Annotated in this window: 14 protein-coding genes; 9 read left to right on the forward strand and 5 right to left on the reverse strand. The window is 67.9% G+C overall.

Features of this window, described 5'->3' with window-relative positions; genetic code table 11:
- Positions 1 to 76: 76 nt before the first annotated feature.
- Complete coding sequence (locus FPY90_RS00505) at positions 77 to 775, reverse strand: hypothetical protein (RefSeq protein ID WP_498683257.1); 699 nt, start codon at positions 773 to 775, stop codon at positions 77 to 79.
- A 169-nt stretch (positions 776 to 944) separates the two neighbouring features.
- Here FPY90_RS00505 and FPY90_RS00510 point away from each other — a divergent pair, with 169 nt between their 5' ends.
- The 4 genes from FPY90_RS00510 to FPY90_RS00525 all read left to right on the forward strand — a co-directional run bounded on the left by FPY90_RS00510 (position 945) and on the right by FPY90_RS00525 (position 3,475).
- Positions 945 to 1,409, forward strand: coding sequence for an FHA domain-containing protein (locus FPY90_RS00510; RefSeq protein WP_071213579.1), 465 nt, complete (start codon positions 945 to 947; stop codon positions 1,407 to 1,409).
- A 40-nt stretch (positions 1,410 to 1,449) separates the two neighbouring features.
- On the forward strand, positions 1,450 to 2,172 hold the full coding sequence (ftsR, locus tag FPY90_RS00515; RefSeq protein ID WP_498685483.1) for a transcriptional regulator FtsR: 723 nt from the start codon (positions 1,450 to 1,452) through the stop codon (positions 2,170 to 2,172).
- A gap of 49 nt (positions 2,173 to 2,221) precedes the next feature.
- A complete protein-coding gene (locus FPY90_RS00520; RefSeq protein ID WP_071213577.1) occupies positions 2,222 to 2,704 on the forward strand; it encodes a bifunctional nuclease family protein in 483 nt (160 codons plus the stop codon).
- A gap of 189 nt (positions 2,705 to 2,893) precedes the next feature.
- Positions 2,894 to 3,475 carry a MerR family transcriptional regulator gene (locus FPY90_RS00525; protein ID WP_498683261.1) on the forward strand — a complete coding sequence of 194 codons (582 nt, stop codon included), beginning with the start codon at positions 2,894 to 2,896 and terminating at the stop codon, positions 3,473 to 3,475.
- A 214-nt stretch (positions 3,476 to 3,689) separates the two neighbouring features.
- Here FPY90_RS00525 and FPY90_RS00530 read toward each other — a convergent pair whose 3' ends face one another.
- On the reverse strand, positions 3,690 to 4,508 hold the full coding sequence (locus FPY90_RS00530) for a ParA family protein (protein ID WP_071213618.1): 819 nt from the start codon (positions 4,506 to 4,508) through the stop codon (positions 3,690 to 3,692).
- A gap of 280 nt (positions 4,509 to 4,788) precedes the next feature.
- On the opposite strand from FPY90_RS00530, the gene FPY90_RS00535 reads away from it, so the two are divergent.
- From FPY90_RS00535 to FPY90_RS00545, 3 genes are all read left to right on the forward strand, one after another.
- Complete coding sequence (locus tag FPY90_RS00535; protein WP_498683263.1) at positions 4,789 to 8,238, forward strand: pyruvate carboxylase; 3,450 nt, start codon at positions 4,789 to 4,791, stop codon at positions 8,236 to 8,238.
- 205 nt (positions 8,239 to 8,443) lie between these two features.
- Positions 8,444 to 9,484 (forward strand): hypothetical protein, encoded by a 1,041-nt coding sequence (locus FPY90_RS00540; RefSeq protein WP_498683264.1) that lies wholly within the window; start codon positions 8,444 to 8,446, stop codon positions 9,482 to 9,484.
- Positions 9,433 to 10,848, forward strand: a complete 1,416-nt coding sequence (locus FPY90_RS00545; RefSeq protein WP_498683266.1) for a mycothione reductase — start codon at positions 9,433 to 9,435, stop codon at positions 10,846 to 10,848. The genes FPY90_RS00540 and FPY90_RS00545 overlap by 52 nt, the downstream gene beginning before the upstream one ends.
- 123 nt (positions 10,849 to 10,971) lie before the next feature.
- Here the strand turns inward: FPY90_RS00545 and FPY90_RS00550 are convergent, their stop codons facing one another.
- The 3 genes from FPY90_RS00550 to FPY90_RS00560 form a co-directional block, all read right to left on the reverse strand.
- Positions 10,972 to 12,786 carry an AMP-dependent synthetase/ligase gene (locus FPY90_RS00550; RefSeq protein WP_071213572.1) on the reverse strand — a complete coding sequence of 605 codons (1,815 nt, stop codon included), beginning with the start codon at positions 12,784 to 12,786 and terminating at the stop codon, positions 10,972 to 10,974.
- Positions 12,787 to 13,008: 222 nt separating this feature from the next.
- Entirely contained in the window at positions 13,009 to 13,500 is a 492-nt protein-coding gene (locus FPY90_RS00555) for a hypothetical protein (protein ID WP_498683269.1), read from the reverse strand.
- The gene (locus FPY90_RS00560; protein WP_071213570.1) at positions 13,497 to 14,264 is read right to left on the reverse strand and encodes an alpha/beta hydrolase; all 768 of its coding nucleotides are present in this window, start codon (positions 14,262 to 14,264) and stop codon (positions 13,497 to 13,499) included. Before FPY90_RS00560 ends, FPY90_RS00555 begins: the two co-directional genes overlap by 4 nt.
- A 224-nt stretch (positions 14,265 to 14,488) precedes the next feature.
- Between FPY90_RS00560 and FPY90_RS00565 the strand changes: the two genes are divergently transcribed.
- Positions 14,489 to 15,196, forward strand: coding sequence for a lysophospholipid acyltransferase family protein (locus FPY90_RS00565; protein WP_071213569.1), 708 nt, complete (start codon positions 14,489 to 14,491; stop codon positions 15,194 to 15,196).
- A gap of 121 nt (positions 15,197 to 15,317) precedes the next feature.
- Entirely contained in the window at positions 15,318 to 16,688 is a 1,371-nt protein-coding gene (locus FPY90_RS00570; RefSeq protein WP_071213568.1) for a class II 3-deoxy-7-phosphoheptulonate synthase, read from the forward strand.
- The last annotated feature ends 75 nt before the right edge of the window (positions 16,689 to 16,763 follow it).

Raw genomic sequence — 16,763 nt, forward strand, 5'->3', positions numbered from 1 at the left:
ACCACTTGCGGCTCACCGTCGTCAACGGGGAGAAGCCTGGCAGGGCGCCTTGGGGTGTGGCTTGGGGCCGTGGCGGTTAGCTGGACGGCTTGGAGTCGCCGGCGCGCTGGTCCGGCGACAAGGTGGGAGACTGCGCCTCACCCAGACCGGCCTCGGAGGCCGGAGCCGGGCGACCCGGTGTGTTCGGCAACTCGGGATTCGAGGATGCCGCCTGAGCGGTGCTCCGCGCCTTGATGTCGGATTTCATGGCCTTGATCTTCTTGCCGCGCGAGTGCCACAGGTGCCAGAACGCGGCAATGCCTACGAACAGCACCAAACCGGCGATTGCACCGCCGATGCTCCACGACGGGAACCAGGTGGCGCTGGTGTCGATCATGGTCCTGGCCTTGGTGGCAGAGCTGGAGGAATTTGCGTAGATGCTCAGGGTCAGCAGGTTCGGTATCGCCACCAAGACGGCCACCAGCACGATCACGGACTTCCACGGCCATGAGACTTTCTTGTACCGGGCCTGCCATGCAATGAGCAACGGAACAAAGGTGAATACAAAGCCGTAGATGAGGCCAAGGAGGATCCCGCTGGTGATCGAGCCCTGCGTTTGATTTCCAATTCGGGTGGCCCACCAAACGGGCAGGAATAGGCGTACAACAAAGTAGACAATTGCCAGCAACACCAGTGCTGCGGCACCTAGTCCCAGACGGAGGCCCCACCGGGGCTTCGGGTCGGATTTGGGCGAGGCCGTCGTCGTGGACGGAGCTTGGTTCTCGGAATCAGCCATAATTGCATCCTCCCATGCCGAACACGCAACTGCGGAGATTTACTGCGACGTTATTCTCGAAAACCCGTTGGCGGCTAGTAGGCTAATCTGGTGATGGGACGATTGCCTCAATTTGGGGTGGGGCAGCGTCCAAAGGGAATTACGAGAAAGAATTTTGGGAGGACCGGAAATGGCTGAAGCTCAGGTGCCTAACCAGCAGCAAGAGACGTCAACCGAAACTACGGGAATTGCCTTGCCACCGGTAACGCGGGAACCTGTAGTTTTCTATGGCCTGAGCCCCGAAGAGCGCGCAGCCGTTTCCGCACTGCCGCACGGTTCCGCGTTGCTGATCGCACACTCCGGACCGAACCAGGGCGCACGCTTCCTCCTGGATCAGGACGTGACACAGGCAGGACGCCACCCGGACGCCGCAGTGTTCCTCGACGACGTCACGGTCTCGCGCAAGCATGCCAAGTTCATTCGCGACGCCAACGGATTCAGTGTCGTGGACAGCGGTTCGCTGAACGGGACCTACGTCAACAACGACCGGGTCGACTCGGTGCGCTTGGCCAACGGCTCGGAAGTGCAGATCGGCAAGTTCCGTCTGACCTTCTACAACTCGCTGCCCAACAACCCGGCCAACACCCGCGACTAAGCAGGACAACTTAGTGAATCAGGCAGCCCGAAACCCGCGACTGGCAGTAGTGGCCGGCGACGGCCAACGCGCCGTCGCGCTCAATATCGGTGAGGTGCTGTCGGAGCTTCATGATGAATTCCCGCAGGTGACTGCGTCGAAAATTCGTTTCCTCGAGGAAAAGGGCCTGCTGACCCCGCAACGCACATCCGCGGGGTACCGCAAGTACCTGCCCGACGACGTGGGTCGACTGCGTTTCATTCTGGGTCTACAACGTGACCAGTACCTGCCGCTGAAGGTCATCAAGGACTACCTGGACGCCGTTGACCGGGGCGAGCGCCCCGACCAGCTGCCCGGCGGCCACACGCTGGCTCCGCGCAGCATCAGCGAACAGATGACCCAGGACCTGGTGGCCCGGACCCGTCCGGTGACCAAGGCCGAGTTGCAGGGCCTGTGCGGTGCCAGCGCCGAGTTGGTCGATGACTTGTTGGCCTTTGGCATGATCGTGCCGGAGAACGACCGCTTCGATGAGCACGCACAAAGGATCGCCGCGGCCTCCGCGGCATTGGCGGCGCACGGCATCGAACCACGCCACCTGCGCGCCTTCCGAGCGGCCGCAGACCGTGAAGTCGGCTTGGTCGAACGGGTCGTGGCACCGCACATGAGCCGGGGCGACGTGGCATCGCGTGCGCGTGCCGCCGAGACCGCCCGGGAAATCAGCGATGCCTGCATGGCATTGCACGGTGCGCTCGTCAATGGGGCGATTGCCAAACTGGATCATTAGGTCGGCCACGGCAGCTGCAGCTTGCAGCCGCCCGAGTAAGGAGCGAACCATGCATGAACTTGAAGTTGTGGGAGTTCGCATTGAACTTCCCTCCAACCAGCCGCTTGTCCTGCTCAAGGAAGCCAACACCCAACGCCACCTGCCGATCTGGATCGGTGCCCCGGAGGCCTCGGCCATTGCCATGTTCCAGCAGGGGATCGTCCCGCCGCGGCCGCTGACCCATGACCTGATGATCTCCACCTTGCAGGCGCTGCACGCGCCCCTGGTGCGCGTGGAAATCGTCTCGGTCCTCAACGCGGTATTCACCGCGGAACTGGTCTTTGCCGACGACGTCCGTGTCGATGCGCGGTCCTCGGACGCCATCGCGCTGGCGCTGCGCGCGCAGTGCCCGATCCTGTGCGACGAGAGTGTCCTTGACGAGGCCTCGGTGATGGTTTCGGACGATTCCGAGGTCGCCGAGGGCGAGGAGGACCAGGTGCGGGAATTCCGTGAATTCCTCAACGAGGTCGAGCCTGAAGATTTCGATAAATAGACGACCGTCCGCGACACGCCTCAAGTAAAGCTTGAAGGTCTTTGACGCAGCCCCAATGTAGTCGTACCGTCGAAGCATAAGTTTCCCAAGGTATGCCACGGACGGTTTTCGGTTTCACTCGCAACGAAGTCGCTCGACGCCCCGGCATCCCTCCTTCCCTCACGGGGATGCTTGAGCAAGGAGATTCCAATGAATCCCACGGACGACCAAAACGCGAAGCCCCTGCGGCATGCCGCGTCCCATCACAATACCCAGGGGCTCCTGTTCACCGAGGACCTGCCGGTCCTCGACGAGGACGCCGGGTACCGGGGCCCGATCGTCTGCAAGGCCGCAGGCATCACCTACCGCCAGCTCGACTACTGGGCACGCACCGGACTGGTGGAACCGGCGGTGCGCGGAGCCAGCGGGTCGGGCACCCAACGACTCTACGGCTTCCGTGACATCCTGGTCCTCAAGGTCGTCAAGCGCCTCTTGGACACCGGCGTCTCGCTGCAGCAGATCCGGACCGCTGTCGGGCACCTGCGCGAGCACGGTGTCGAGGACCTGGCCCAGATCACTTTGATGAGCGACGGCGCCTCCGTGTACGAGTGCACCTCGGCAGATGAAGTCATTGATTTGGTGCAGGGAGGCCAGGGAGTGTTCGGGATCGCCGTGGGGCGCGTGTGGCGTGAGGTTGAGGGATCTCTGTCGCAGCTGCCCAGCGAGCGCGCCTCGGATTTCCCGGAAGACGAACTGGCCCAGCGCCGGGCTGCCAAGCGTTCGGCCAGCTAGGCCCGAGCTCCCAAGGATCCACGATTGCAGGCCGGAAGCCACCGGAACGCCCCAGGGCGCCAACGGGAGGTATCCGGCCTGCATCCTTTTGGCGTCAGGACGGCCGTGCCGGCACAAGATGGGCCGCCAACAAGAAACCGCCCCTAGGTCCGGCCGGCAATGCCGGTGGTCCATGGAGCGGTTTTCGTGTTTCGGATGCGGAAACCCGACCGGGCTATGCGCGACCGGGCTTTGCTGCCGTGTCGGTGATGTTTCGCAGCAACTCGTCGAAGAGCCCGGCGGTCCTCTGGGCCGGCTGGCCCGGCCACTGGTGCACGGAGTACGCGGCTCCCTGGATCTGCTGCCAGTCTGAGAATTCCGGAAGCTCGGGGCTCAACACGGAGGCACCGAACATGGAGCGCATCTCGGTCAACCGGAAGCGGTGCTCGTCCGAATCCTTGCGCACGCGGTTGGCCACCACGTCGATGCGCCCGAGGTCAGGGGCATACTCCTTGCGGAACATTTCCAGGGCACGCTGTGTGCGTTCGGTGCCCGCGACCGAGAACAGCGAAGGCTCCGCAACGAGCAGGATGCGGTCGCTCGCGCTCCACGCCATGCGGGTCAAGCCGTTCAGCGAGGGCGGGCAATCGATGAGGACCAGGGAGTAGCCGGAGGTCTTGCCCAGCAGTTGCGTCAATCGGCGCAGGTCGCGGGCGCGCAGGTCGGGGCGGTCGTAGATGCCGGTGTAGGCATCGCCCACGGCCACATCGAGCACCGGGACACGGGTCAGTGACCGCTTGGAGACGGCCTTGGCCTGCCACGAGCTGGAAACGATGTTGTCGGACAAGCTTGCCTTGCGGGAGGCCTTCAGCATCCGTCCGATGGTCATCTTGCCGTCGGCACGCACGCCCAGGCCGGTGCTGGCATCGGCGTGGGGATCCAGATCGATGACGAGTGTGGGGATACCAGCTGCAAGGGCGGCCGAAGCGAGCCCCAATGTAACGGAGGTCTTCCCTACGCCACCTTTAAGGCTGCTAATGCTCACTACCTGCACGGAACGGACCACGCCCTTTTCTACTGTTAGTTGCTCGCGATGTAACGACTGGTTCCCATAACATCATAATCGGGTTCTGCTTCCTTTGCCGCCACGGGGGAAAATGACCGATTGACACCACTGTTTCGTGCCCGGCGCAATCTTTTGCCGGACGTGTGGCCGATCACGGTAGGGTGTGATTTTGGGACGCCGCACTTAGGCCGACACCCGCCACGAGGCACCGGTTCAGATCCAGAATCGCGTGCGTTTTCACCCCCGATTATCATTTCGCAGGAGCGCCATGTTTAAGAAGATCTTGGTAGCCAACCGCGGCGAGATCGCAATTCGCGCCTTCCGTGCCGGCTATGAGCTGGGCGCGAAGACCGTCGCCGTCTACCCGTACGAGGATCGCAATTCGATCCACCGCCAGAAGTCAGATGAGGCGTACCAGATCGGCCAGGAGGGCCATCCGGTCCGTGCGTACCTGGATGTTGCAGAAGTCATCCGTGTCGCCAAGGAAGCCGGCGCGGATGCCATTTACCCGGGCTACGGATTCCTGGCCGAAAACCCCGACCTCTCGCGCGCAGCGGCCGAAGCCGGCATCAAGTTCATCGGCCCGGCGGCCGAGATCCTTGAACTGGCCGGAAACAAGGTGGAGGCCCTGCGTGCTGCCCGTGCCGCGGGCATCCCGGTGCTGCAGTCCTCGGAACCCAGCTCCGATGTCGAGTACCTCACCGCGGAGGCGGACAAGATCGGCTTCCCGGTCTTCGTCAAGGCAGTGGCCGGCGGAGGCGGCCGCGGCATGCGCCGCGTTGACACCCGCGACCAGCTGGCCGAATCGCTCTCCGCAGCGATGCGCGAAGCAGCAAGCGCCTTTGGCGATGACACGATGTTCGTCGAACAGGCCGTGCTGCGTCCGCGCCACATCGAGGTGCAGATCCTTGCCGACGAGCACGGAAACGTCGTGCATCTCTTTGAGCGGGACTGCTCGCTGCAGCGCCGCCACCAGAAGGTCATCGAGATCGCCCCTGCGCCGAACCTGGACGAGTCCATCCGCCAGGCGCTCTACAAGGACGCGGTCAAGTTCGCCAAGGCACTGAACTACCAGAACGCCGGCACCGTGGAGTTCCTCGTGGACACCGAGGGCGAGCGCGCCGGGCAGCACGTGTTCATCGAGATGAACCCGCGCATCCAGGTTGAGCACACGGTCACCGAGGAAATCACCGACGTCGACCTGGTGCAGGCGCAGATGCGCATTGCCGCCGGCGCCACGCTCGAGGACCTGGGCATCCGCCAGGACGAGCTGCAGATCCGCGGCGTCGCCATGCAGTCGCGCATCACCACCGAGGACCCGGCCAACGGGTTCCGCCCGGACGTCGGCACCATCACGGTGTACCGCTCGGCCGGCGGCTCCGGGGTGCGCCTGGACGGCGGCACCATCTACACCGGTGCCGAGGTCTCCCCGCACTTCGACTCGATGCTGGTCAAGCTCACTTGCCGCGGCCGCGACTTCGCCACGGCCGCTGCCCGGCTGCGGCGCGCGCTGGCCGAATTCCGTGTTCGCGGGGTCACCACCAACATCCCGTTCCTGCAGAACGTGCTGGACGACCCGGCATTCCTGGCCGGGGAGGTCGCCACCGACTTCATCGACAAGCACCCCGAGCTGCTGGCCGGACGCAAGTCCCAGGACCGCGGCACCAAGGCCCTGTCCTTCCTGGCCGAGGTCACCGTCAACCAGCCCAACGGGGAACGCGTGGAAGGCATCGACCCGCGCAAGAAGCTTCCCTCCTTCCCGGGGGACAAGGCCTCCGAGCCGGAGCGCAGCCCGTTCGACGGTCCCTCGGACCAGGCCCCGGCCGACGGCTGGCGCCAGCGCCTGCTGGAACTCGGCCCGGAGGGCTTCGCCAAGGCCCTGCGTGCGGAGACCGCCGTGGCCGTCACCGACACCACCTTCCGCGACGCCCACCAGTCGCTGCTGGCCACCCGCGTGCGCACCCGCGACCTGCTGGCCGCGGCCCCGGCCTACGCGCACGTTTTGCCGCAGCTGTTCTCCATGGAGGTCTGGGGAGGTGCGACCTACGACGTGTCGCTGCGCTTCCTGGGCGAGGACCCGTGGAAGCGCCTGGCGCTGCTGCGTGCCGAGCTGCCCAACATCCCGCTGCAGATGCTGCTGCGCGGACGCAACACCGTGGGCTACACCCCGTACCCGACCGAGGTCACCGACGCGTTCGTGAAGGAAGCCGCCGCCACCGGCATCGACATCTTCCGCATATTCGATGCGCTCAACGACGTCTCGCAGATGGCCCCGGCCATCAAGGCGGTCCGCGCCACCGGCACCGCGGTGGCCGAGGTGGCCCTGTGCTACACCGGCAACCTGCTGGATCCGGCCGAGGACCTGTACACCCTCGACTACTACCTGAACCTGGCCCAGGAAATCGTCGATGCCGGCGCGCACATCCTGGCCATCAAGGACATGGCCGGGCTGTTGCGCCCCGCAGCGGCCGCCAAGCTGGTCACCGCGCTGCGCGAACGCTTCGACCTTCCGGTGCACCTGCACACCCACGACACCGCCGGCGGCCAGATGGCCACGCTCATGGCTGCCATCAACGCGGGTGTCGACGCGGTGGACGTTGCCGCCGCATCCATGGCAGGGACCACCTCCCAGCCCTCCGCCTCGGCACTGGTGGCCGCGCTGGAGAACACCGAGCGCGACACCGGCATCTCCCTGGAGGCCGCGGCCTCCCTGGAGCCGTACTGGGAATCGGTGCGCACCATGTACGCACCGTTCGAGTCCGGGCTTGCCGCGCCGACCGGACGGGTCTACCGCCACGAGATCCCCGGCGGCCAGCTGTCGAACCTGCGCCAGCAGGCCATCGCGCTGGGCCTGGGGGAGCGCTTCGAGGCCATCGAGGACATGTACACCGCGGCGAACCACATCCTGGGCCGCCTGGTGAAGGTCACTCCGTCCTCCAAGGTGGTCGGCGACCTCGCCCTGCAGCTGGTGGGCATGGGCGTCGACCCGGACGAGTTCGCGCGCGACCCGAAGTCCTTCGACATCCCGGACTCGGTCATCCAGTTCCTCTCCGGCGAGCTCGGCAACCCGCCGGGCGGCTGGCCCGAGCCGTTCCGTTCCAAGGCCCTCGAGGGCCGCGTCGTGCGCCCGCACGTCGAGGAGCTTTCGGCCGAGGACTCCGCCGCGCTGAACAAGGATTCGGACACCCGGCGCGCCACGCTCAACCGCCTGCTCTTCGCCGGACCGACCCGTGACTACGAGGCGACCGTCGAAAACTACGGCGACGTCTCCACGCTGCACACCCGCGACTACCTCTACGGGTTGGTCAAGGGCCGCGAACACGTGGTCTCGCTGGGCAAGGGCGTGCGCCTGCTGGTGATCCTGCAGTCGATCTCCGAGTCCGACGAGAAGGGCATGCGCACCGTCACGGTGCTGCTCAACGGGCAGTCGCGCCAGCTTCTGGTGCGCGACAACTCGGTGGAGTCCACCGTGGTCGTCGCCGAGAAGGCCGACGCGGGGAACCCGAACCACGTTGCCGCGCCGTTTGCCGGTGCGGTGACCCCGCAGGTCGCGGTGGGCGACCGGATCGAGGTCGGCGGCACGGTCGCCACCATCGAGGCCATGAAGATGGAAGCCGGAATCACCTCCACGGTGGCCGGCACCGTGGCCCGCCTGGCGATCTCCGGCACCTCCCAGGTCCAGGGCGGGGATCTGCTGCTGGTCATCGAGACGGCCTAGCCGCCCTCGCCGGCCCGCAACGGCGGGCCGGCACCAGGGCACCTGATGCGCACGGGGATGGACCCGCCGCACCCCGACACCGGGGCCGCGGCACGGTCCATCCCCGTTCGCGTGTTATGGTGCGAACTGCCAGTGGATGCGCCAGGGGCAGGAAACATGTGGCGGCAAACCGAGCCAGGGGAGCCGCTGGTAAGGAGTGGGCCCCATGGCCAGCAAGCGGACAGGCCTCATTGCACGATGGCTCGCGCGGCGGGCAGGTCGGGTTGCCCCGGAAACGGGAGCCGCCCCGGCCGATTCCCCGGGCAGCGCCGGCGACAGGACGTCCGGGCCCGCCGCGCCAACCTCCGGCGGAGCCACCGACCCCTTGCCGCCGGCACCGGGGCAGGAGGCCACCGAAGGGTCGGCAACCGAGGATGCGGCGTCGACCGCGGCGCCAACGCCCGAGCCACCAATCCCCGCCGCATCGAGCCCCGACGGGCCAACCGGCGACGGGCCCCCGGACGAGGGGCACCCGGCACCCGCCGATCCCGGCGGCCGGAAGGACGCCGGGGCTCCCGCTGCCGGAGACACGGCCGCGGACGCAGCGGAATCCGATGCCGAGGCGGAAACCGAGGAATTGCCGGAGGACGACGGCGGCCCGGGCCACGGCGGCACGCCGGATCCCGGCCGGCCCCTGGACCCGGTTCCCGCGCCCCTGCCGGATGCAGCAGTGCCCGCCCGGGACCACCGGGTCATCACGCTCCTCTCCCTGGAGGAGCACGCCGGCGCCACGACGCTGGCGGCCGCATTGGCGCCCCGGATCGAGGGAAGCGGCTGGCGGATCCGCACGGGCGGACCGGGCCTGCTCCGGGCAGCGTTCGCCGGAATGCTCGATGACACCGACGCGCTGGTGCTCGTTTCCCCGGGGGACCCGGACCTCACCGCAACGCTGGGCGAGAAGCTGCTCTGGCTGGAGGCCAACGGCAGGCCGGGAATACCCGCACGCACACTCGTGGTTGTAAACCTCGGGGCCGGGGACGGCGGGGAGCTGGTGCTCCCGGCGGACCTCGACCGGCCGGTGATCCTGCTGCCCTTCGACGCGGCGCTGGGCCTGTCCGCCTCCGGAAGACCCGCCCCGAAGCGGGCGACGCGGCGGGCCCTGGGCCAACTTGTCGACGAACTGACCACCATCCTTGAAGGAGCACCAAACACCACATGGCACACTACGACCTCGCCATCATCGGATCGGGATCCGGAAACTCGCTGATCACCGAGCACTGGGACGGGCGGAAGGTGGCGATCATCGATGCCGGAACCTTCGGCGGCACCTGCCTGAATGTCGGCTGCATCCCCACCAAGATGTTCGTCTACCCGGCGCAGCTGGCCGCATCCGTGGCCGAGGCCAAGGCCCTGGGCGTGTCGATGAGCTTCGACGGGGCCGACTGGGCGGCGATGCGGGATCGGATCTTCGGGCGCATCGACGCCATCTCCGAGGCCGGCAAGAACTACCGCGCCCACGAACTGGAAAACGTCACGCTCTACACCGAGCATGTCCGGTTCGTCTCGCGCAACGAGCTGAACACCGCCAGCGGCCAGAGCATCACCGCCGACAACATCGTGATCGCCACCGGCTCGCGCCCGGTGCTGCCGCAGGTCGAGGGGATCGACCTGCCCGGGGTGCACACCTCGGACACCATCATGCGCCTCGACGCGCTGCCCCAGCGCCTGGTGATCCTCGGCGGCGGCTACATCGCCAGCGAATTCGCGGCCGTCTTCTCCGCGCTGGGCAGCGATGTCACCCAGGTCAACCGCTCCGGCGCGCTGATGCGCCGGCAGGACGCCGACATCTCCGCGGCCTTCACGCAGGCAGCATCCGCGCGCTGGGGCGTCGAGCTCAACGCGGGGCTGCAGGGAATCGAGCAGCGCGACGATTCGCTGGTCGTCCGCCTGGAGCGCGACGGGCAGCCCCTGGACCTCGAGGCCGACGTGGTGCTGGTCGCCACCGGGCGCACGCCCAACACCGATGCCCTCGGGGTCGCGGAGCTCGGGTTCGAGCTGCGCGAGGACGGCTCGCTGGTGGTGGACGAGTACCAGCGCGTGGTGGCCGACGGCCTTCCCGTGGAGGGCATCTTCGGCCTCGGCGACGCGGCCAACACCGAGCAGCTCAAGCACGTGGCCAACCGCGAGGCGCGCGTGGTGATCCACAACCTGGAGAACCCCGGCGCGATGCGGCCCATGGACCGCCGCGCCGTGCCGGCCGCGGTGTTCAGCAACCCGCAGATCGCCTACGTCGGCGCCACCGAGGCCCAGGCGCGCGCCGAACACGGGGACGACGCTGTGCTCTCGGTCATCCAGCCCTACGGGTCCACCGCCTACGGCTGGGCCATGGAGGATTCCGAGGGCATCGTGAAGCTGCTGGCCCACCGGGACACCGGGTTGCTGCTGGGCGCCCACATCATGGGGCACGAGGCTTCGCTGCTGATCCAGCCGCTGATCCAGGCCATGGCCACCGGGCTGGACGTGGCGACCATGGCCCGCGGGCAGTTCTGGATCCACCCGGCGCTGAGCGAGGTCGTGGAAAACGCGCTGCTGGGACTGGAGATCCCGGCGGGCGCATCCGCCCCGCTGTAGGGGGTTCGCCCGGGCATCCGGTGCCCGGGCGCCACCGCTCGCCGGTGGGGCACGCGAAGGCGCCGTGGGGCGGACACCGGAAGGTGTCCGCCCCACGGCGCTTTGTTGCTGCCGACGAAGCTGCTAGGCGCGCGGCTTGGCGGCGGAGTAGATCTCCTCGAGCACCGAGTCGTAGTCCTTGAGCACCTGGGCGCGCTTGATCTTCAGCGACGGGGTCAGGTGCCCGGAGTCCTCGGTGAAGTCGGTGGGCACGATGCGGAACTCCTTGATCGCCTCGGCCCGCGAGACCGCGGTGTTGGCCTTCTGAACCAGCGCGGCGATGGCGTCGCGGACCTGCGGAAGTTCCGCGGCCTGGGCGACGGTGGTGCCGGCGGGCAGCTGGTGGCGGGCCAGCCAGCCCGGCAGGGCCTCGGCGTCCAGGGTGATGAGTGCCGCGATGAACGGGCGTGCGTCCCCGACGACGACGCACTGGGACACCAGGGAATCGGCGCGGATCTGGTCCTCCAGCAGTGCCGGGATCACGTTCTTGCCGCTGGCGGTGACGATGATTTCCTTCTTGCGCCCGGTGATCCTCAGGAATCCGTCGGCATCCAGTTCGCCGATGTCCCCGGTGCGGAACCAGCCGTCGACGAAGGTCTCCTCGGTCAGGTCCGGCCGGTTGTAGTAGCCGCGCATCACGCAGAAGCCCTTGGCCAGGATCTCCCCGTCCGCGGCGATCTTCACGCCGTTGCCCGGCAGCGGGCGTCCCACGGTGCCGATCTTCAGGTGCTTGGGGGTGTTCACCGTGATCGGGGCGGTGGTCTCGGTCAACCCGTAGCCCTCCAGCACCGTCAGGCCGATGCCGTGGAAGAAGTGCCCCAGGCGCTCGCCCAGCGGGGCGCCGCCGGAGACCGCGTGCACGACCTTCCCGCCCATGGCGGCCCGGATCTTGCCGTACAGCAGCACGTCGAAGAGCCTGTGCTTGAGCTTGAGGCCCAGCGGGACCTTGCCCTCCTGTTCGGCGCGCGAGTAGGCGATGGCGGTGTCGGCGCCGGCGTGGAAGATCTTGCCCTTGCCGGCGTCCTCGGCCTTGAGCATCGAGGAGTTGTACACCTTCTCGAACACGCGCGGCACCGCGAGGATGAAGTTGGGCTGGAAGGACTGCAGGTCCGGCAGCAGGTTCTTCACGTCGGCGGTGTGGGCCACCTTGACCCCGCCGGCCACGGCGAGCACCGAGATGTAGCGGGCGAAGACGTGGGCCAGCGGCAGGAACATGATGGTCGCCGCGCCCGGGAAGACGACTTCGGGAAGCTCGGCGGCGGCGTTGTCGCTGAGCTCGACGAAGTTCGAGTGCGTCAGCTCGCAGCCCTTGGGCCGCCCGGTGGTGCCCGAGGTGTAGATGATGGTGGCCAGCGAGTCCAGCCCGGCGGCGCTCCGGCGCTCCTCGAGCACCGCGTCGTCCACCTCCTTGCCCGCGGCGCGCAGCGCATCGAGCCCGTTGCCCTCGATCTGCCAGACGTGCTTCAGCTCGTCGAGCCCTTCCTGGTGGGCGGCCTGGCGCACGACGTTCTCGTGGTGCGGGGCCTCGACGATGGCGGCCACCGCGTGGGAGTCGCCCAGGATCCAGGCGACCTGCCCGGGGGAGGAGGTCTCGTAGACCGGGACCGTGACGCAGCCGGCGAACCAGATGGCGAAATCCACCAGCGTCCATTCGTAGCGGGTGCGGGCCATCAGGCCGATGCGGGCCCCCGGTTCGATGCCGGAGGCGATGAAGCCCTTGGCCAGGGCCGCGGCGTCGGCGGCGAATTCGGAGGCGGGGATGTCGATCCAGGTGCCGTTCGGGCCGGGCTTGGCCAGCAGCGCCGGGTCGGCCGCGGAGCGGGCGTGGCGCAGGAGCAGGTCGGTGATGTTGGTCTGCGGAGTGTTCTCCACCAGCGGAGGGACTACTAGTTCCTGCATTTTGCGCTCCTTCGGTTCCGGGGCGGGGCGGTGCGAGCCAGCCAACCCCCATCGATCCCCTCACCACCCATCTTAGTGGTTCGGGTCACATTCTTTACTCACTAGTAACTTACGGGTATTTGCCCGGCTTCGCAACAAACCCCGCCGCCGTGCGGCGCAGTGGTTCCCGCGCCCGTGAGGGATCCGTCGCGGGGGCCGGCGCTGCGCCAGGGGACGCATGCGCTAGACGCGTGCCCCGTCGTCGTCGTCCTGGCGGTGCCGCGGCAACCGGGCGAAGAGGAACACCGCGGCGGCAACGGCGATGACCACCAGCCCGATCCACAGCGGCATCGGCGCCCGGCGCCAGAAGATGGCCAGCAGCAACAGCGCCATCGGCGCCCCGGCGGCGCAGATCCAGGCCAGGTTCAGCAGCGGGTTGCCCGATCCCAGTGCCGGGGGTTCCTCGGGGATGAATGCGCCGTCGTCATCGTCCTCGGGCCCCTCGTAGTCCCGCGGCCCGGTGAGTGCCGGGTGCATCCGGAACAGCTGCGGGTCCACGCCCCGCGGCGTGTTGGCGCCGGGCGGCACGGTCCCGGAGGCGTCGGTCCCGGGGGAGTCGCCCGGGGGCGCGTCGGGGGCAGCGGCGGGGTCCGCCTCCAGGCGGCGGACCAGGTCCTCCCAGACGGCGTCGTCGGAATCGCCGGATTCGGCCGGCTCGTGAAACGGGTTGGTCATGGCCTGCTGGTGTCCACTTCCTGAAAGAACTCGATGGTGCGGGCGAAAATCTCTTCCGCCTCATGGTCAAGCGTGGCCACGTGGTAGCTGCGCGTCAACCGTTTCACCTCAAGGTGGACACCGGGCTTGAGCCCGGCGCGCAGCACCCGAAGGCTGGATTCGGGCACCACGTGGTCGGTGTCCGAGCGGAACACGAGCACCGGCGCGGTGATGGACCCCAGCCGCGCGGCGGTGTCCTTGAAAAGCTTGCGCAGCTCGTGCACCCCGGCCACCGGGGTGCGGTCGTAGGCGTGCTCGTTGCCGCCGGGCTTGGCGATGTCGTTGGCGATGGCCGCGACGCTCGGGGCCACGAAGCGCAGCGCCCCGGTGAACGGGGCCAGCGGGGAAGCGATGGTCAGCCCCGGGTTCACCAGGGCAAGCCCGGCCACCGCGTGGGTCGAGGCCAGGTTCAGCGCCAGCGCACCTCCCATCGACAGGCCCGCGACAAAGACGCGTGAATGCGTGGCGGCCAGCGCCGCGTACCGCTGGTGCACCGCCTCGAGGATCTGCGTGTACCTGGTGCCGGCCAGGTCCTGCCAACTGGTGCCGTGCCCGGGCAGCAGCGGCAGATCAACGGTGTAGCCGGCCCCGGCCAGGGCGCGCGCCCAGGGCAGCAGCCCGGCCGGCCCTGCCGTGAACCCGTGCAGCACCAACACCGCCTCGCCGTTCGTCCCGTCGTGGTGGAACGGTGCATTGGGGCCGGCGGACCCTGGTGTCTCTGGCATCTGGTGCGTGCTCCTGGATGGGAATCGGAGGTTCGCCGCGGAGCTGCACCCGGTGCCTGCGTCGTGCCGAGTGTGACCGATGGCGTTTTTTGCCTACAGTTAGAGCCTAACTGAGAACCCGGCATTCCCCGCCGGGTCCGCGGGCCCTGGGCGCGCGGATTCCGGAGGGAGCACCGCGAACACCCATCGCACCCCGCACCTCGGCCCGGAAGGCACCCACGGAAATGTTCTACCAATTCATGAAGAGGTTCATCGTCGGGCCGCTGGTGAACGTGTTCTTCCGCCCCTGGGTCAAGGGGCTGGAGAACATCCCGGCCGAGGGCGGCGCAATCCTGGCCAGCAACCACCTCTCGGTCTCGGACTCGATCTTCCTGCCCGTGGCCGTGGACCGCACGGTGATCTTCCTGGCGAAGATGGACTACTTCACCGGCAAGGGCCCCAAGGGCCGGATCACCGCCTGGTTCTTCCGCATGATCAACCAGATCCCGATGGACCGCTCCGGCGGGGCCGCCAGCGCGAACTCGCTCGGTGCCGGTGCCCAGGCGCTGGTCGACGGATCCCTGCTGGGCATCTACCCCGAGGGCACCCGCAGCCCCGACGGCCGGCTCTACCGCGGCAAGCTGGGGGTCGCTAAGCTCGCCCTGGAGGCCGGGGTCCCGGTGATCCCGGTCGCGATGATCGGCACCGACAAGGTCCAGCCCATCGGCAAGCGGGTGCCGACCATCCGCCGCGTGGGCATGATCATCGGCGAGCCGCTGGACTTCTCCCGCTACGCCGGGATGAGCGAGGACCGCTTCGTGCAGCGCTCGGTGGTGGACGAGATCATGTACGCGATCATGCGCCTGTCCGGCCAGGAGTACGTGGACACCTACGCCGCCACGGTGAAGGCGAAGCTGGATGCCGAGCGCCGCGCGAGCGGCAAGAAGAAGTAGCGCCCGGTGCCGGTGCGCGGCACTGTGAACGCCCCGCGTCGGACGGTTACGTGCAAAATGCCCGCCGGGCCCCGGGGCGGTTTACCCTAGAGGGGTGACTCAGCTATCTTCGACTTCCTCAATGCCCGGACAATCCCCGGCGGGTCCGGCAGCGGACCCCGCCCTGGACATCTGGCGCACCCTGCCCATTGCCCAGCAGCCGACGTGGAGCGAGAGCCCGCATTATGCCGAGTCCGTCCGCGAGCTCGGTTCCCGCCCGCCGCTGGTCTTCGCCGGCGAGGTGGACATCCTGCGCGAGCGCCTGGCCGCCGCGGCCCAGGGCAAGGCCTTCCTGCTCCAGGGCGGCGACTGCGCCGAGACCTTCGACGGCGCCACCGCCGACAAGATCTCCGCCCGCGTGAAGACCATCCTGCAGATGGCCGTCGTGCTGACCTACGGCGCCTCGATGCCGGTCATCAAGATGGGGCGCATGGCGGGCCAGTTCGCCAAGCCGCGTTCCTCCAACGACGAGACCCGCGACGGGGTGACGCTGCCGGCCTTCCGCGGCGACATCGTCAACGGCTACGACTTCACCCCCGAATCCCGCGCGCACGACCCGCGCCGCATGGTCGAGGCCTACAACACCTCCTCCGCCACGCTGAACCTGATCCGCGCCTTCACCCAGGGCGGCTTTGCCGACCTGCGCAGCGTGCATTCCTGGAACAAGGGCTTCATGGCGAATCCGGCGCACACCGCCTACGAGCAGCTCGCCGGGGAGATCGACCGCGCGGTGAAGTTCATGGACGCCTGCGGCGCCGACTTCGAGGCGCTGAAGCGCACCGAGTTCTTCGCCTCCCACGAGGCCCTGCTGCTGGACTACGAGCGTGCGCTGACCCGCACCGACTCGCGCACCTCCCAGCCCTACGACACCTCCGGCCACTTCCTGTGGATCGGTGAGCGCACCCGCCAGCTGGACGGCGCGCACGTGGACTTCCTCTCGCGGGTGCGCAACCCGATCGGCGTCAAGCTCGGCCCGACCACCACCCCCGAGGACGCCCTGGCGCTCATCGACAAGCTCGACCCGAACCGCGAGCCGGGCCGCCTGACCTTCATCACCCGCATGGGTGCGGGCAACATCCGCGAGAAGCTGCCGAACCTGGTCGAGAAGGTCACCGCCTCCGGCGCCCAGGTCCTCTGGGTCACCGACCCGATGCACGGGAACACCGTCACCTCCGAGAACGGCTACAAGACCCGCAAGTTCGACGACGTCATGGACGAGGTCCGCGGCTTCTTCGAGGTCCACGACGCGCTGGGCACTTTCCCGGGCGGCCTGCACGTGGAGATGACCGGCGACGACGTTGCCGAGTGCCTGGGAGGTGCCGACCCGATCCGCCAGGAGCAGTTCGACGACCTCTACGAGTCGGTCTGCGACCCGCGCCTGAACCACAAGCAGTCCCTGGAGATGGCCTTCCTGGTTTCCGGTGCGCTGGCCAAGGCCGGTCAGCGCGGCTGACGCCACCTTTGGCCCATGCACGATGGCCGGGTTCCTTCCCCCTCGGGGGAGCGGAACCCGGCCATCGGCGTTTCG

Origin of the sequence: Arthrobacter sp. C2 (genome assembly GCA_024207135.1) — a bacterium.
In the GTDB taxonomy this organism is placed as follows: Bacteria; Actinomycetota; Actinomycetes; order Actinomycetales; family Micrococcaceae; genus Paeniglutamicibacter.

Excerpts from the sequence above, each read along its gene's own strand:
- FPY90_RS00540 (WP_498683264.1), top strand. The coding sequence starts at position 8,444 with ATGGCCAGCAAGCGGACAGGCCTCATTGCACGATGGCTCGCGCGGCGG.
- FPY90_RS00525 (WP_498683261.1), top strand. The coding sequence starts at position 2,894 with ATGAATCCCACGGACGACCAAAACGCGAAGCCCCTGCGGCATGCCGCG.
- FPY90_RS00505 (WP_498683257.1), bottom strand. The coding sequence starts at position 775 with ATGGCTGATTCCGAGAACCAAGCTCCGTCCACGACGACGGCCTCGCCC.
- FPY90_RS00555 (WP_498683269.1), bottom strand. The coding sequence starts at position 13,500 with ATGACCAACCCGTTTCACGAGCCGGCCGAATCCGGCGATTCCGACGAC.
- FPY90_RS00570 (WP_071213568.1), top strand. The coding sequence starts at position 15,318 with ATGCCCGGACAATCCCCGGCGGGTCCGGCAGCGGACCCCGCCCTGGAC.
- FPY90_RS00550 (WP_071213572.1), bottom strand. The coding sequence starts at position 12,786 with ATGCAGGAACTAGTAGTCCCTCCGCTGGTGGAGAACACTCCGCAGACC.
- FPY90_RS00535 (WP_498683263.1), top strand. The coding sequence starts at position 4,789 with ATGTTTAAGAAGATCTTGGTAGCCAACCGCGGCGAGATCGCAATTCGC.
- FPY90_RS00510 (WP_071213579.1), top strand. The coding sequence starts at position 945 with ATGGCTGAAGCTCAGGTGCCTAACCAGCAGCAAGAGACGTCAACCGAA.
- FPY90_RS00520 (WP_071213577.1), top strand. The coding sequence starts at position 2,222 with ATGCATGAACTTGAAGTTGTGGGAGTTCGCATTGAACTTCCCTCCAAC.
- FPY90_RS00560 (WP_071213570.1), bottom strand. The coding sequence starts at position 14,264 with ATGCCAGAGACACCAGGGTCCGCCGGCCCCAATGCACCGTTCCACCAC.
- FPY90_RS00565 (WP_071213569.1), top strand. The coding sequence starts at position 14,489 with ATGTTCTACCAATTCATGAAGAGGTTCATCGTCGGGCCGCTGGTGAAC.
- FPY90_RS00545 (WP_498683266.1), top strand. The coding sequence starts at position 9,433 with ATGGCACACTACGACCTCGCCATCATCGGATCGGGATCCGGAAACTCG.